The following is a 12,743-nucleotide window of genomic DNA, read 5'->3' as shown; positions in this document are numbered from 1 at the left end:
AAAGGGTTCCCCTGCCGCACCATTTGGAGGGCGTACCGTGCACCGCAGGCACAACGGGCTCAGGACCGCCGTACTCCTCGGGGGACTGTCCGCACTCATCATCGTCATCGGCAGTCTCTTCGGCCGTACGGGCCTGATCATCGCGGTCCTCGTGGCCCTGGGCACCAACGCCTACGCGTACTGGAACAGCGACAAGCTGGCCCTGAGGGCCATGCGCGCCCGCCCGGTCAGCGAGTTCCAGGCACCACAGCTCTACCGCATGGTCAGGGAGCTCTCCACGGCCGCGCGCCAGCCCATGCCCCGTCTGTACATCTCGCCGACCCAGGCCCCGAACGCCTTCGCCACCGGCCGGAACCCGCGCAACGCCGCGGTCTGCTGCACGGACGGCATCCTGCACCTCCTGGACGAGCGCGAACTGCGCGGCGTCATCGGCCACGAGCTGAGCCACGTCTACAACCGCGACATCCTCATCTCCTCCGTGGCCGGCGCCCTGGCCTCGGTCGTGATGTTCCTGGTCAACTTCGCCTGGCTGATTCCCATAGGCCGGTCCGACGACGACGAGGGCCCCGGCATCCTGGGCATGCTCCTGATCATGATCCTGGGCCCGGTGGCCGCCTCCCTCATCCAGCTGGCCGTCAGCCGCTCCCGCGAGTACCAGGCCGACGCCTCCGGCGCCCAGCTCACCGGCGACCCGCTCGCCCTGGCCTCCGCGCTCCGCAAGCTGGAGGCGGGCACCCGGCAGCTGCCGCTGCCGGCCGAGCCGCGCCTGGAGACGGCCGGCCACATGATGATCGCGAACCCGTTCAGGCCCGGTGACGGCATGACCAAGCTGTTCTCGACCCACCCGCCGATGCGCGAGCGCATCGCCCGCCTCGAACAGATGGCGGGCCGCCACTCCTGACAGGCCGATGTGCGCGGCAGACCTGCAACGATTCCCGCAGCCGCTGCGTCTAGGTGAGGGAAGGCCCCGATCACCGCACGGCACAGCGCATGGAAGGCTGCCGCTCATGAAGCTCATCCTCAACGTCATATGGCTGGTTCTGAGCGGGTTCTGGATGGCGGTCGGCTACGTCGTCGCGGGCATCGTCTGCTGCATCCTGATCATCACGATCCCCTTCGGCATCGCCTCGTTCCGGATCGCCGGGTACGCGCTGTGGCCCTTCGGCCGTACGACGGTGGAGCGCCGCGACTCGGGCGCGGGATCTGTCATCGGCAACGTCGTCTGGGTCGTCTTCGCGGGCTGGTGGCTGGCGCTGGGCCACATCGTCACGGGCGCGCTGCAGTGCGTGACGATCATCGGCATCCCGCTCGGCATCGCGAACTTCAAGATGGTGCCGCTCTCCCTGTTCCCGCTCGGCCGGGAGATCGTCCCCACGGACCAGCCGTTCGCCGCCCGCTGACGACGGCGCGCCCGGCTCTCCGGGCAGGCTCTCACCGCCGTACGAGCCCCCGGGGCGCCACGTACCGCTTGAAGCCGAGCGGCGTGACGCCCGGGATACTCGCGATCAGGTTCATCACCGCGCCGCCCTCCTGGAGGGACGTCTCGACCGTGCGCTGGTGCGCGGCCTCGTCCGTCCACTCGCTGTAGTTGAAGACCCGGGTGCCGTCCTCGCTGATATGGAAGTTCGAGGAGATCCCGCCGGAACGGGTGGGGGAAGCGCTCGCGGAGCCCGGCTGCGCGCCGCCCATCATGTCCACCAGGCTGTCGACCAGCTGCCGGGCGGCCTCGTGCCCCGTCGTCTCGAAGGAGACGGTCACGATGCACCCCGGCTCCGGCGGCTCGCCCTGGGGCAGCAGGCTGCGGTAGTACCGGTAGGGCCGCGGCCCGCCCGCCCCGGGGGACCGCAGGGGCGCCCCGGCCGCGCCCTCTTCCCATTGCGCGAAGCCGAGCACGGTGCGGCCGTCCGTCCCGGAGAAGAAGACCTGGGAGACCAGGCCGTCCGGCAGCGGCGTCTCCTGCCACGTCCGCGCGGCGCCGTCGATCATGGCCTGCTGCCGTTCGGCGCTACCCGCGTCCCATTCGCCGATCAGTACGGTGCCGACGCCGGCCCGCCGTACGTCGGGCAGCGCGTCCGTCAGGAACCGTGCCGTGGCCTGAGTGTTTTCCGTTTCCGAAGTCATGGCTACAGCCTCGGACCTGAACCAAACTTGAGGTCAAGCCCCCGCTCCGGATCCGTCGGTCCGCACCGGCCCCCGACGCACCGGTGGGGCGGTACGCACCCGCGTACTGCCCCACCGAACGGCCCTGCCCGTAGCCCGGAAACCGTTCTTACCGGTAGTTCACGAACTGCAGCGCGAAGTCCAGGTCCTTGCCCTTCAGCAGCTGCTGCACGGCCTGGAGGTCGTCGCGGCTCTTCGAGCTGACGCGCAGCTCGTCGCCCTGCACCTGCGCCTTGACGCCCTTCGGGCCCTCATCGCGGATGATCTTGGCGACCTTCTTCGCGTTCTCCTGCGAGATCCCCTCCTCGATGGAGGCGAAGATCTTGTACTCCTTGCCGGAGGCCTGCGGCTCGCCCGCGTCCAGCGCCTTCAGCGAGATCCCGCGCTTGACCAGCTTGGACTGGAAGATGTCGAGGACTGCCTTCACCCGCTCCTCGGCGTTGGCACGCATCTCGATCTTCTCGCCCGACCACTCGATCGACGCGCCCACGCCCTTGAAGTCGTAGCGCTGCGAGATCTCCTTGGCGGCCTGGTTGAGGGCGTTGTCGACCTCCTGCCGCTCGACCTTCGAGACGATGTCGAAACTGGAGTCGGCCATCTTGAGTTGGCTCCTCGTACGTAGATCCGTCAGGGCTGCGGCCCCGTTCGGGCCGCCCCGCAAGCCTAGTCACCCCGCGCATGATCGACCGGGGAAGAACCAGGTGGCGGACCACCCCCGGCCATCGGGTATGGTTTACGTCGTTGCCACGGAGCGACGCCACACCGGCGGATCTCCCGGCAGCAAACCCTGGCGGTGTGCCCGAGCGGCCAAAGGGAGCAGACTGTAAATCTGCCGGCTTCGCCTTCCCAGGTTCGAATCCTGGCGCCGCCACAGGTCTGAAAAGGCCCCGATTCGCGTAACGCGATCGGGGCCTTTTCGCATGTACCCGTTCGTGTGGCCCGGCGGGCGCCGCCCGCTGAAGCCCCGGGGCGGGGCTGTCGCGGACGTCACACGTCCGTGCCGGTCAGCCGGCGGCCGCCGCCACCGCTTCGCCGACCGGTGTACCGCCGCCGATCAGTTCCAGCGTGCGGCCGGCCGTGCCGGGCGCCTCCAGGAGGGCGGCGAGCACGGCGGCCACGTCGTCGCGGGTGACCTCGCCGCGTCCGGTCGACCCGGCGAGGGAGACCAGGCCGGTGCCCGGCTCGTCCGTCAGGCGGCCGGGGCGCAGGATCGTCCAGTCGAGGCCCGCCCGGGCGCGTACGTCGGCGTCGGCGGCGCCCTTCGCCCGCAGGTACGCCGCGAACACCGGGTCGGTGCCCTCCGGGGGCTCCGTGTCGGCGCCCATCGCCGACACGACGACGAAGCGCCGCACGCCGGCCGCCTCCGCCGCGTCCGCGAAGAGGGCGGCCGCGGCCCGGTCCACCGTCTCCTTGCGTTCGATGCCGCTGCCCGGCCCCGCGCCCGCCGCGAAGACCGCCGCGTCCGCTCCTTCCAGGTGCCGCGCGACGTCGCCGACCGAGGCCGACTCCAGGTCGCAGACGACCGGTTCGGCCCCGGCGGCCAGCAGGTCCCCGGCCTGTTCGGGCCGGCGGACGATGCCTGCCACCTCGTCCCCGCGCCCGTGGAGCAGCCGCTCCAGCCGCAGCGCGATCTGACCATGTCCACCCGCGATGACAATGCGCATGATCCCGACCGTACGCCTGTTGCCCCGCCGGAGCGCGATACCCCGGCGTGCGCCGTCGCAGACGCGCCCCGACCGGACCGGTCCCGCCCTACCGGCCCCGCCCTACCGGTGCGACTGCCGCGGCAGCTCCAGTGCCACCACCGCCGCCGAGTCGCAGTACTCGCGCACCGCGCTCGTCCTGGCCACCACGCGCCCCCGGTGCACCACGATGCGGCTGTACGCCAGGGACAGCACCCCGGCGAGGCTCTCGCCGCGTACGGCCAGGAGTTCGGCCGGGAAGCCCGCTTCGACGCGGACCTCCGGCAGGCCCAGCGTGGCGCGGGCGGCCGAGCCGACCGCTTCGTACGCGGCCTCGGGGGAGGCCTCGCCGAGAGAGGCGAGCAGGTAGGCGGCTTCCAGGGGGTCGCCGCGCCCCACCGGGTTCGCCGCGTCGCGCAGGGCGCCGCTGCCCGCGGCGACCCGTACCCCGGCCGCGCGCAGCAGCCGTACGGGCGCCGGGCGGGCCACCCGGCCCACCGGTCCGGCACGGCCGGGCAGTCCGGTGCCGCGCCGCTCCAGGGCCGCGCAGTCGCCCTGTGGCAGGCAGACGACCGTCACCCCGGCCGCCGCCAGCTGCTCGGCGGTGCGCGCCGCCATCTCCCGCGGCAGCGCCGACAGCCCCGCGCACGGCCCGATGGCCACGCCGGGCCGCAGCCCGCCCGCCATCGCCGCGAACCGCGCCAGCCGCGCGGGGTCGTCGCCGTCCGTGTGGAGGTCCACCGCGCAGCCGTGCTCGCCCGCCAGCTCCAGGACGGCCTCGGCGTACCCGGCCGGGTCGGGGTCCAGGTCCGGGCAGCCGCCGATGACCGAGGCGCCCATCTTGACGGCGTCCCGCAGCATCGCCAGCCCGTCCGCGCCGGCCGCCCCGGTGAGCAGCCGCGGCACCGCGACCGCGGTCAGCTCGGCCAGCCCGCGCAGCGACCGGCCCGCCTGGAGGACCGCCTCCAGCGATCGCAGCCCCTGGACGTCGCCGATCCGTACGTGGGTGCGCAGCGCCGTCGCGCCGTGCCCGAGTTGCAGGAGGACCGCCTCCGTGGTGCGCCGCTGCACGTCTTCGAGCGTCTCGCCCGCGGGCCCGCCGGCGTCCGCGGTCAGCGCGGTGTCGCAGTGCGCGTGCGGCTCGGCGGGGGCCGGGAGGAGCAGGTAGCCGCCGAGGTCCACGCGGGTGCCCTGGGGGGCGAGGCTGCCGGCCGTGCCGACCGCTTCGATGCGCCCGCCGCTGAGCCGTACGTCCACGACCCGGCCGTCGGCGAGCCGGGCGTCGCAGAGCACCAGGGTGCCCGCAGCGGCGCCGGTGCCGCCGCTGCCCGCGGCCTTCTCCGGCCCCGGTTGCGGCTGACTGCTGTCGGACATCGCGCTCCTAGAAGGACCGGGCGTGCAAGATCACGCAGCGTGGTCCGAGCCTAGGGGGCGCTCCGGGGAGCTTCACGGAGGCGCGAAATAGTCGTACCGGTGTGGTGCGAGGGGCGGCCGCGGCGGTGCTCCGGATACGGATTTCACCTTTGGCGGCAGGCCGTGTAATGTCTTCATCGCTCGCCCCAATAGCTCAGTCGGCAGAGCGTCTCCATGGTAAGGAGAAGGTCTACGGTTCGATTCCGTATTGGGGCTCTGATGTGTGAGGTATCCCGCCTTCGGGCGGGGTCCACTCGCATCACAGCGGTGTAGCTCAGTCGGTAGAGCAAGCGGCTCATAATCGCTGTGTCACCGGTTCAAGTCCGGTCACCGCTACTGACAGTAGCCGATTGTGGGGTCGGTCCTCCGATCGGCTACTCTTCTATGCGTTCACCCGTCCATCCGTCCGTCAAGGAGCACTCACGTGGCTGCCACCGACGTCCGCCCGAAGATCACGCTGGCCTGCGTGGAGTGCAAGGAGCGGAACTACATCACCAAGAAGAACCGGCGTAACGACCCGGACCGTCTTGAGATGAAGAAGCACTGCCCCCGTTGCAACTCGCACACTGCGCACCGCGAGACGCGATAACAACAGGCTCGTTCGCGAGGCCGTCCCCACTCGCTGGGGGCGGCCTCGCGGCGTTGTGGCGCAACCGGCGGTACGCGGCGTGGCGTGCGGCCCCGTCCTCCGGCGCCCCGGTATGTCAGGTCAGGGACCCTTGCAGGGACCAGTTCAGGGAGGTTGCGAGCCCATGGCGCTCGACCAGTCCTTTGTCGGGCGGAGCTACCCGGCCACCGCTCCTTATGAGGTCGGCCGGGAGAAGATCCGCGAATTCGCCGAGGCGATCGGCGACCCCGCCCCGGCGTACACCGACGCCGAAGCCGCCAGGGCGCTCGGGCATCCCGATGTGATCGCCCCGCCGACCTTTGTGTTCTCCATCACTTTCCGCGCCGCGGGCCAGGTCGTCGAAGATCCGCAGCTCGGTCTCGATTACAGCCGGGTGGTGCACGGCGACCAGAAATTCGCCTACACCCGGCCGGTGCGGGCCGGTGACCGGCTGACCGTCACCTCGACCATCGAGGCGATCAAATCCCTCGCGGGAAACGACATTCTCGATATCCGCGGTGAGGTGCACGACGAAGCGGGCGAACATGTGGTGACCGCTTTCACAAAGCTGGTGGCGCGCGCCGCCGGGCAGGAGGGCTGAGGCGATGGCGGCGAAGATCTCTTACGACGACGTCGAGGTCGGCACCGAGCTCCCGGCGCAGACCTTTCCTGTGACCCGTGCCACGCTCGTCCGGTACGCGGGCGCCTCCGGCGACTTCAACCCGATCCACTGGAACGAGAAGTTCGCCAAGGAGGTCGGCCTCCCCGACGTGATCGCGCACGGCATGTTCACCATGGCCGAGGCGGTCCGCGTGGTCACCGACTGGACCGGCGACCCGGGCGCCGTCGTCGAGTACGGCGTGCGCTTCACCAAGCCCGTCGTGGTGCCCAACGACGAGGAGGGCGCGGTCGTCGAGGTCAGCGCCAAGGTCGCGGCGAAGCTGGACGACCAGGCGCGTACGGTCCGCGTCGACCTGACCGCGACCAGCGCGGGGCAGAAGGTGCTGGGGATGTCGCGCGCGGTGGTCCGGCTCGCCTGACCAGCATGATCGTTACATCACGGGGGCGGACCGGCCGGGCGGCGGGACCGCCCCCGTACCCTTGAGCCCGTGCAGGAACTCCACGATGCCCCCCTCGCCCCGCTGACCACCTTCCGGCTCGGCGGCCCGGCCACCCGGCTGCTCACCGCGACCACGGACGACGAGGTGATCGCGGCCGTCCGCGAGGCCGACGCGACGGACACGCCGCTGCTCGTCATCGGCGGCGGCAGCAACCTGGTCATCGGCGACAAGGGCTTCGAGGGCACCGCGCTGCGCATCGCCACCAGCGGCTTCGCCCTGGACGGCACGGACCTGACGCTGGCCGCGGGCGAGAACTGGTCCGACGCGGTGGCCCGCACGGTCGAGGCCGGGCTCGCGGGCATCGAGTGCCTGGCCGGCATCCCCGGCTCGGCGGGCGCGACGCCCATTCAGAACGTGGGCGCCTACGGTCAGGAAGTGTCTACGACGATCACCGAAGTGGTCGCGTACGACCGGACCGCGGGCGAAACCGTGACCCTTTCAAACGCCGAGTGCGCGTTCTCGTACCGCCACAGCCGCTTCAAGGAGCACCCCGGGCGGTTCGTGGTGCTGCGCGTGCGCTTCGCCCTGGAGGACGCCGGCGGGCTGTCCGCGCCGATCAAGTACGCGGAGACCGCACGCACGCTCGGCGTCGAGGCGGGGGACCGGGTGCCGGCCGCCGACGCCCGCGAGACCGTGCTCAAGCTGCGGGCCGGCAAGGGCATGGTCCTGGACCCGGAGGACCACGACACCTGGTCGGCGGGCTCCTTCTTCACCAACCCGGTTCTCACCGAGGCCGAGCACGCCGCCTTCGTCGCGCGCGTCCACGAGCGCCTCGGCGCGGACGCCGCGCCGCCCGCCTTCCCGGCGGGGGAGGGCCGCGTGAAGACCTCGGCCGCCTGGCTCATCGACCGCGCGGGCTTCACCAAGGGCTACGGCGGCGGCCCGGCCCGGATCTCCACCAAGCACACCCTCGCCCTCACCAACCGCGGCACGGCCACCACCGAGGACCTGCTCGCGCTGGCCCGCGAGGTCCGCGACGGCGTCCACGCGGCCTTCGGCGTCACGCTGGTCAACGAGCCGGTGACGGTCGGCGTCACCCTTTAGGACGCGTCAGACCGCCCCCAGCCACGCGTCCACGCCCGCCAGCAGCTTCCGGCGGACGTCCTCCGGCGCCCGCGAGCCGCGTACCGACTGGCGGGCCACCTCCGCCAGTTCGGCGTCCGAGAAACCGTGCGCGGTGCGGGCGATCTCGTACTGGGCCGCCAGCCGGGAGCCGAACAGCAGCGGGTCGTCGGCGCCCAGCGCCATCGGCACGCCGGCGTCGTACAGCTTCCGCAGCGGTACGTCCTCCGGCTTCTCGTAGACGCCCAGCGCCACGTTCGACGCCGGGCAGACCTCGCAGGTCACCCCGCGGTCGGCCAGCCGCCGCAGCAGCGCCGGGTCCTCCGCCGCCCGCACGCCGTGGCCGATGCGCGCCGCGTGCAGGTCGTCCAGGCAGTCCCGCACGCTCGAAGGGCCCGACAGCTCGCCGCCGTGCGGCGCCGCCAGCAGACCGCCGTCGCGCGCGATGGCGAAGGCCCGGTCGAAGTCGCGGGCGAAACCCCGCCGTTCGTCGTTGGAGAGCCCGAAACCGATCACCCCGCGGTCGGCGTACCGGACCGCGAGCCGGGCCAGCGTACGGGCGTCCAGAGGGTGCTTCATGCGGTTCGCGGCCACCAGGACGCGGATGCCGAGGCCGGTCTCGCGCGAGGCGGCCTCCACCGCGTCCAGGATGATCTCCAGCGCGGGGATCAGCCCGCCCAGCCGCGGCGCGTACGACGTCGGGTCGACCTGGATCTCCAGCCACCCCGAGCCGTCCCTGACGTCCTCCTCGGCGGCCTCGCGGACCAGCCGCCGGATGTCCTCGGGGGAGCGCAGGCAGGAGCGCGCGATGTCGTACAGCCGCTGGAAGCGGAACCAGCCGCGCTCGTCCGTGGCCCGCAGCTTCGGCGGCTCGCCGCCCTTCAGGGCCTCCGGCAGGTGCACGCCGTACTTGTCGGCGAGCTCCAGCAGGGTCGCGGGCCGCATCGACCCCGTGAAGTGCAGGTGCAGATGGGCCTTCGGCAGCTCTCGGACATCGCGTACACGTTCCATCCCAGGATCTTGCCGTACGGGGCCGACGCGCCGGTAGGCCCTTTCCCGAACGGGCGCCCGTCCGAAAGCAGATGCGGGCCCCGGGGAAGCCCCGGGGCCCGCTCTACGTGCCGCTGCGTGCTACTTCGCCTCGGCCAGCAGGTTCTGGACGCGGGTGATGCCCTCGACCAGGTCCTCGTCACCGAGCGCGTACGACAGGCGCAGGTAGCCCGGCGTGCCGAACGCCTCGCCCGGCACCACCGCGACCTCGGCCTCCTCCAGGATCAGCTCGGCCAGCTCCACGCTGGTCTGCGGGCGCTTGCCCCGGATCTCCTTGCCGAGCAGGCCCTTGACCGACGGGTACGCGTAGAACGCGCCCTCCGGCTCGGGGCACAGGACGCCCTCGATCTCGTTGAGCATCCGCACCATCGTCTTGCGGCGCCGGTCGAAGGCGACCTTCATCTCCTCGACGGCGTCCAGGTCACCGGAGACCGCGGCGATGGCCGCCGCCTGCGCCACGTTCGAGACGTTGGAGGTGGCGTGCGACTGGAGGTTCGCCGCGGCCTTGATCACGTCCTTGGGGCCGATGGCCCAGCCCACCCGCCAGCCGGTCATCGCGTACGTCTTGGCCACGCCGTTGACGATGATGCACTTCTCGCGCAGCTCCGGGACGACCACCGGCAGCGAGGAGAACTCCGCGTCGCCGTAGACCAGGTGCTCGTAGATCTCGTCCGTGAGGACCCACAGGCCGTGTTCGGCGGCCCAGCGGCCCACCGCCTCGACCTGCTCGCGGGTGTAGACCGCGCCGGTCGGGTTCGACGGCGACACGAACAGCAGCACCTTCGTGCGGTCCGTACGGGCCGCCTCCAGCTGCTCCACGCTCACCCGGTAGCCGGTGGTCTCGTCGGCCACCACCTCCACCGGCACGCCGCCCGCCAGCCGGATCGACTCCGGGTAGGTGGTCCAGTAGGGGGCCGGCACGATGACCTCGTCGCCCGGGTCCAGGATTGCCGCGAACGCCTCGTAGATCGCCTGCTTGCCACCGTTGGTGACCAGCACGTTCGCCGCCTCGACCGCGTATCCCGAGTCGCGCAGCGTCTTCTCGGCGATGGCGGCCTTCAGCTCGGGCAGGCCGCCGGCCGGGGTGTAGCGGTGGTACTTCGGGTTGCGGCACGCCTCGACGGCCGCCTCGACGATGTAGCCGGGCGTGGGGAAGTCGGGCTCGCCGGCGCCGAAGCCGATCACCGGGCGCCCGGCGGCCTTGAGGGCCTTGGCCTTGGCGTCCACGGCGAGGGTCGCGGACTCGGAGATCGCCCCGACGCGGGCCGACACCCGACGGTCGGCGGGGGACTGTGCGGGAGGAGTAGCAGCGCTCATGTACTGCATGGTCCCAGACCCGCCACGGGGCGGGCACACGGGTTTGAAGGCACCACCTCGGGGCTTTCTGTTCGACGCCGGGACGCGAAGCACGTACACTCGCTGACCGTTGGCTCCCAACAGGGCGCAAGCGGCCACGCACCTGGTGCACCGGTCGGTATGCGGTAGGTTGGGGGAACCACAAAGGGTCGTAGCTCAATTGGTAGAGCACTGGTCTCCAAAACCAGCGGTTGGGGGTTCAAGTCCCTCCGGCCCTGCTACACGCACTCTTCACCGAGGCGCGTGCACGCGTACGTACTGAAATGCACCGCCGTGCGGCTCTACCGGGCGCGGCACGGCCAACGACCCGGATTCAGGTGAGGACGAGTGACGGACGCCCTGGGCTCCATCGACATGCCTGAGCGCGGTCGTTCCGAAGACGAGGCCACGGACTCGAAGAAGCCCCGCCGCGGCGGCAAGCGCGGCAAGAAGGGCCCGTTCGCGCGCCTCGCTCTCTTCTACCGGCAGATCATCGCCGAGCTCCGCAAGGTCGTCTGGCCCACCCGGGGCCAGCTGTCCACGTACACCACCGTGGTGATCGTCTTCGTCGTCATCGTCATCGGTCTCGTAACCGTGATTGACTTGGGATTCAACGAGGCCGTCAAGTACGTCTTCGGCTGATCCCGCGAAGGGCGCCTGAGCGGGCGCCCCTTTGCATGTTCAACCCCTTGAAGCCAGGAAGAAGCAGCCACCGTGTCTGACCCGAACCTGAACGACGCCGCCGACTCCGTCGAGACGGCAGCGGCCGACGTTGACGCGGCGGCTGCCTCGGCCGAGGTCGAGGGCGACGCTGCGGCGATTGCCGACGAAGAGGGCGCTCGCGAGATCGTCGAGGGCGCCGACGCGGCCGACGAGCTCGACACCGAGGACGCCGAGGCGGGCGAGCCCGCCGAAGAGGCCGCGGTGACCGTCGAGGACGAGGACGAGGCCGCCGACGTGGCCGAGAGCGCCGAGGACGCCGAGGACGCGGCGGCGCAGGACGCCGACGAGGAGCCGGTCGACCCGATCGCCGCACTCCGCGAGGAGCTGCGCACCCTGCCGGGCGAGTGGTACGTGATCCACACCTACGCGGGCTACGAGAAGCGCGTGAAGGCCAACCTGGAACAGCGCGCCGTCTCGCTCAACGTCGAGGACTTCATCTACCAGGCCGAGGTCCCCGAGGAAGAGATCGTCCAGATCAAGAACGGCGAGCGCAAGAACGTCCGCCAGAACAAGCTCCCGGGCTACGTGCTCGTGCGCATGGACCTGACCAACGAGTCCTGGGGCGTCGTGCGCAACACGCCCGGCGTCACCGGGTTCGTGGGCAACGCCTACGACCCGTACCCGCTGACCCTGGACGAGATCGTCAAGATGCTCGCCCCGGAGGCCGAGGAGAAGGCCGCCAAGGAGGCCGCCGAGGCCGAGGGCAAGCCCGCTCCGTCCCGCAAGGTCGAGGTCCAGGTGCTGGACTTCGAGGTGGGCGACTCGGTCACCGTCACCGACGGCCCGTTCGCCACGCTGCAGGCCACGATCAACGAGATCAACGCCGACTCGAAGAAGGTCAAGGGCCTCGTCGAGATCTTCGGCCGCGAGACCCCGGTCGAGCTGAGCTTCGACCAGATCCAGAAGAACTGACACTTCTGGGACAACGCTTCCGAACAGGTCAGACGAGCCCCTCGGGGACCGTCTGACCTGCTCGGTTTTTGGCCGCACCTCTATACCCGTTATCGTTGTGCGGTATGCCTCCATCCGGATGACCGGATGGTCTGGCGAAAACCTCTCACTAGGACCCGGAGAGAGCATGCCTCCCAAGAAGAAGAAGGTCACGGGGCTCATCAAGCTCCAGATCCAGGCCGGTGCCGCGAACCCGGCCCCGCCGGTCGGCCCCGCGCTGGGCCAGCACGGCGTCAACATCATGGAGTTCTGCAAGGCCTACAACGCCGCGACCGAGTCGCAGCGCGGCTGGGTCATCCCGGTGGAGATCACGGTCTACGAAGACCGTTCCTTCACCTTCATCACCAAGACCCCGCCGGCCTCGAAGATGATCCTGAAGGCCGCGGGCGTGGAGAAGGGCTCCGGCGAGCCGCACAAGACCAAGGTCGCCAAGATTTCGGCCGACCAGGTCCGCGAGATCGCCACCACCAAGATGCCCGACCTGAACGCCAACGACCTGGACGCCGCGTCGAAGATCATCGCCGGCACCGCCCGTTCCATGGGCATCACGGTCGAGGGCTGACAGCCACCCCGCAGTAGCCCCGCGGCACCCGCCGCATTCCGACAGGGGCACGTGGCAGGGCCAGGCGCTGGCCCGTA

Annotated in this window: 15 protein-coding genes and 4 tRNA genes; 13 read left to right on the top strand and 6 right to left on the bottom strand. The window is 71.0% G+C overall.

Features of this window, described 5'->3' with window-relative positions; translation table 11 throughout:
* The first annotated feature begins 37 nt into the window (after positions 1–37).
* Both htpX and ACH4K4_RS20630 read left to right on the top strand, forming a co-directional pair.
* A complete protein-coding gene (htpX, locus tag ACH4K4_RS20635) occupies positions 38–901 on the top strand; it encodes a zinc metalloprotease HtpX (RefSeq protein WP_398168983.1) in 864 nt (287 codons plus the stop codon).
* Between the two features lie 106 nt (positions 902–1,007).
* Complete coding sequence (locus ACH4K4_RS20630; protein ID WP_398168981.1) at positions 1,008–1,400, top strand: YccF domain-containing protein; 393 nt, start codon at positions 1,008–1,010, stop codon at positions 1,398–1,400.
* Positions 1,401–1,431: 31 nt separating this feature from the next.
* On the opposite strand, the gene ACH4K4_RS20625 is transcribed toward ACH4K4_RS20630, so the two are convergent.
* Positions 1,432–2,121, bottom strand: a complete 690-nt coding sequence (locus ACH4K4_RS20625; protein WP_398168979.1) for a hypothetical protein — start codon at positions 2,119–2,121, stop codon at positions 1,432–1,434.
* A gap of 148 nt (positions 2,122–2,269) precedes the next feature.
* Entirely contained in the window at positions 2,270–2,758 is a 489-nt protein-coding gene (locus ACH4K4_RS20620) for a YajQ family cyclic di-GMP-binding protein (RefSeq protein WP_030262720.1), read from the bottom strand.
* A 191-nt stretch (positions 2,759–2,949) separates the two neighbouring features.
* Between ACH4K4_RS20620 and ACH4K4_RS20615 the strand changes: the two genes are divergently transcribed.
* Positions 2,950–3,031 (top strand) — tRNA-Tyr (locus tag ACH4K4_RS20615).
* 133 nt (positions 3,032–3,164) lie between these two features.
* Here the strand turns inward: ACH4K4_RS20615 and ACH4K4_RS20610 are convergent.
* The gene (locus ACH4K4_RS20610) at positions 3,165–3,824 is read right to left on the bottom strand and encodes an NAD(P)H-binding protein (RefSeq protein ID WP_398168978.1); all 660 of its coding nucleotides are present in this window, start codon (positions 3,822–3,824) and stop codon (positions 3,165–3,167) included.
* Positions 3,825–3,926: 102 nt separating this feature from the next.
* Positions 3,927–5,216, bottom strand: coding sequence for an amidohydrolase family protein (locus tag ACH4K4_RS20605; RefSeq protein WP_398168977.1), 1,290 nt, complete (start codon positions 5,214–5,216; stop codon positions 3,927–3,929).
* 182 nt (positions 5,217–5,398) lie between these two features.
* Here ACH4K4_RS20605 and ACH4K4_RS20600 point away from each other — a divergent pair.
* The 6 genes from ACH4K4_RS20600 (at position 5,399) to ACH4K4_RS20575 (ending at position 8,027) form a co-directional block, all read left to right on the top strand.
* Positions 5,399–5,471 (top strand) — tRNA-Thr (locus ACH4K4_RS20600).
* Positions 5,472–5,518: 47 nt separating this feature from the next.
* Positions 5,519–5,591 (top strand) — tRNA-Met (locus ACH4K4_RS20595).
* An 88-nt stretch (positions 5,592–5,679) separates the two neighbouring features.
* On the top strand, positions 5,680–5,844 hold the full coding sequence (rpmG, locus tag ACH4K4_RS20590) for a 50S ribosomal protein L33 (protein ID WP_006604855.1): 165 nt from the start codon (positions 5,680–5,682) through the stop codon (positions 5,842–5,844).
* Between the two features lie 163 nt (positions 5,845–6,007).
* Positions 6,008–6,463: a MaoC family dehydratase N-terminal domain-containing protein gene (locus ACH4K4_RS20585; protein WP_360124568.1), complete on the top strand. Its 456-nt coding sequence runs from the start codon at positions 6,008–6,010 to the stop codon at positions 6,461–6,463.
* 4 nt (positions 6,464–6,467) lie between these two features.
* On the top strand, positions 6,468–6,902 hold the full coding sequence (locus ACH4K4_RS20580; protein ID WP_398168975.1) for a MaoC family dehydratase: 435 nt from the start codon (positions 6,468–6,470) through the stop codon (positions 6,900–6,902).
* A gap of 69 nt (positions 6,903–6,971) precedes the next feature.
* Positions 6,972–8,027, top strand: a complete 1,056-nt coding sequence (locus ACH4K4_RS20575) for a UDP-N-acetylmuramate dehydrogenase (protein ID WP_398168973.1) — start codon at positions 6,972–6,974, stop codon at positions 8,025–8,027.
* 6 nt (positions 8,028–8,033) lie between these two features.
* Here ACH4K4_RS20575 and ACH4K4_RS20570 read toward each other — a convergent pair whose 3' ends face one another.
* Both ACH4K4_RS20570 and ACH4K4_RS20565 read right to left on the bottom strand, forming a co-directional pair.
* A complete protein-coding gene (locus ACH4K4_RS20570; RefSeq protein WP_398168972.1) occupies positions 8,034–9,056 on the bottom strand; it encodes an adenosine deaminase in 1,023 nt (340 codons plus the stop codon).
* 120 nt (positions 9,057–9,176) lie between these two features.
* Positions 9,177–10,412, bottom strand: coding sequence for a pyridoxal phosphate-dependent aminotransferase (locus ACH4K4_RS20565; protein ID WP_398168970.1), 1,236 nt, complete (start codon positions 10,410–10,412; stop codon positions 9,177–9,179).
* A gap of 184 nt (positions 10,413–10,596) precedes the next feature.
* Between ACH4K4_RS20565 and ACH4K4_RS20560 the strand changes: the two genes are divergently transcribed.
* The 4 genes from ACH4K4_RS20560 to rplK all read left to right on the top strand — a co-directional run bounded on the left by ACH4K4_RS20560 (position 10,597) and on the right by rplK (position 12,666).
* Positions 10,597–10,669, top strand: a tRNA-Trp gene (locus ACH4K4_RS20560).
* Positions 10,670–10,778: 109 nt separating this feature from the next.
* The gene (gene secE / locus ACH4K4_RS20555; protein WP_360124553.1) at positions 10,779–11,072 is read left to right on the top strand and encodes a preprotein translocase subunit SecE; all 294 of its coding nucleotides are present in this window, start codon (positions 10,779–10,781) and stop codon (positions 11,070–11,072) included.
* 72 nt (positions 11,073–11,144) lie between these two features.
* A complete protein-coding gene (nusG, locus tag ACH4K4_RS20550; RefSeq protein ID WP_398168969.1) occupies positions 11,145–12,065 on the top strand; it encodes a transcription termination/antitermination protein NusG in 921 nt (306 codons plus the stop codon).
* Positions 12,066–12,231: 166 nt separating this feature from the next.
* A complete protein-coding gene (rplK, locus tag ACH4K4_RS20545; RefSeq protein ID WP_398168968.1) occupies positions 12,232–12,666 on the top strand; it encodes a 50S ribosomal protein L11 in 435 nt (144 codons plus the stop codon).
* The last annotated feature ends 77 nt before the right edge of the window (positions 12,667–12,743 follow it).

Origin of the sequence: Streptomyces sp. NPDC017529, from assembly GCF_044329785.1 — a bacterium.
Classification (GTDB): Bacteria; Actinomycetota; Actinomycetes; order Streptomycetales; family Streptomycetaceae; genus Streptomyces.
This window is presented reverse-complemented; position numbering and strand designations above follow the sequence as displayed.

Excerpts from the sequence above, each read along its gene's own strand:
- ACH4K4_RS20630 (WP_398168981.1), top strand. The coding sequence starts at position 1,008 with ATGAAGCTCATCCTCAACGTCATATGGCTGGTTCTGAGCGGGTTCTGG.
- ACH4K4_RS20625 (WP_398168979.1), bottom strand. The coding sequence starts at position 2,121 with ATGACTTCGGAAACGGAAAACACTCAGGCCACGGCACGGTTCCTGACG.
- ACH4K4_RS20620 (WP_030262720.1), bottom strand. The coding sequence starts at position 2,758 with ATGGCCGACTCCAGTTTCGACATCGTCTCGAAGGTCGAGCGGCAGGAG.
- ACH4K4_RS20610 (WP_398168978.1), bottom strand. The coding sequence starts at position 3,824 with ATGCGCATTGTCATCGCGGGTGGACATGGTCAGATCGCGCTGCGGCTG.
- ACH4K4_RS20605 (WP_398168977.1), bottom strand. The coding sequence starts at position 5,216 with ATGTCCGACAGCAGTCAGCCGCAACCGGGGCCGGAGAAGGCCGCGGGC.
- ACH4K4_RS20585 (WP_360124568.1), top strand. The coding sequence starts at position 6,008 with ATGGCGCTCGACCAGTCCTTTGTCGGGCGGAGCTACCCGGCCACCGCT.
- ACH4K4_RS20580 (WP_398168975.1), top strand. The coding sequence starts at position 6,468 with ATGGCGGCGAAGATCTCTTACGACGACGTCGAGGTCGGCACCGAGCTC.
- ACH4K4_RS20570 (WP_398168972.1), bottom strand. The coding sequence starts at position 9,056 with ATGGAACGTGTACGCGATGTCCGAGAGCTGCCGAAGGCCCATCTGCAC.
- ACH4K4_RS20565 (WP_398168970.1), bottom strand. The coding sequence starts at position 10,412 with ATGAGCGCTGCTACTCCTCCCGCACAGTCCCCCGCCGACCGTCGGGTG.
- rplK (WP_398168968.1), top strand. The coding sequence starts at position 12,232 with ATGCCTCCCAAGAAGAAGAAGGTCACGGGGCTCATCAAGCTCCAGATC.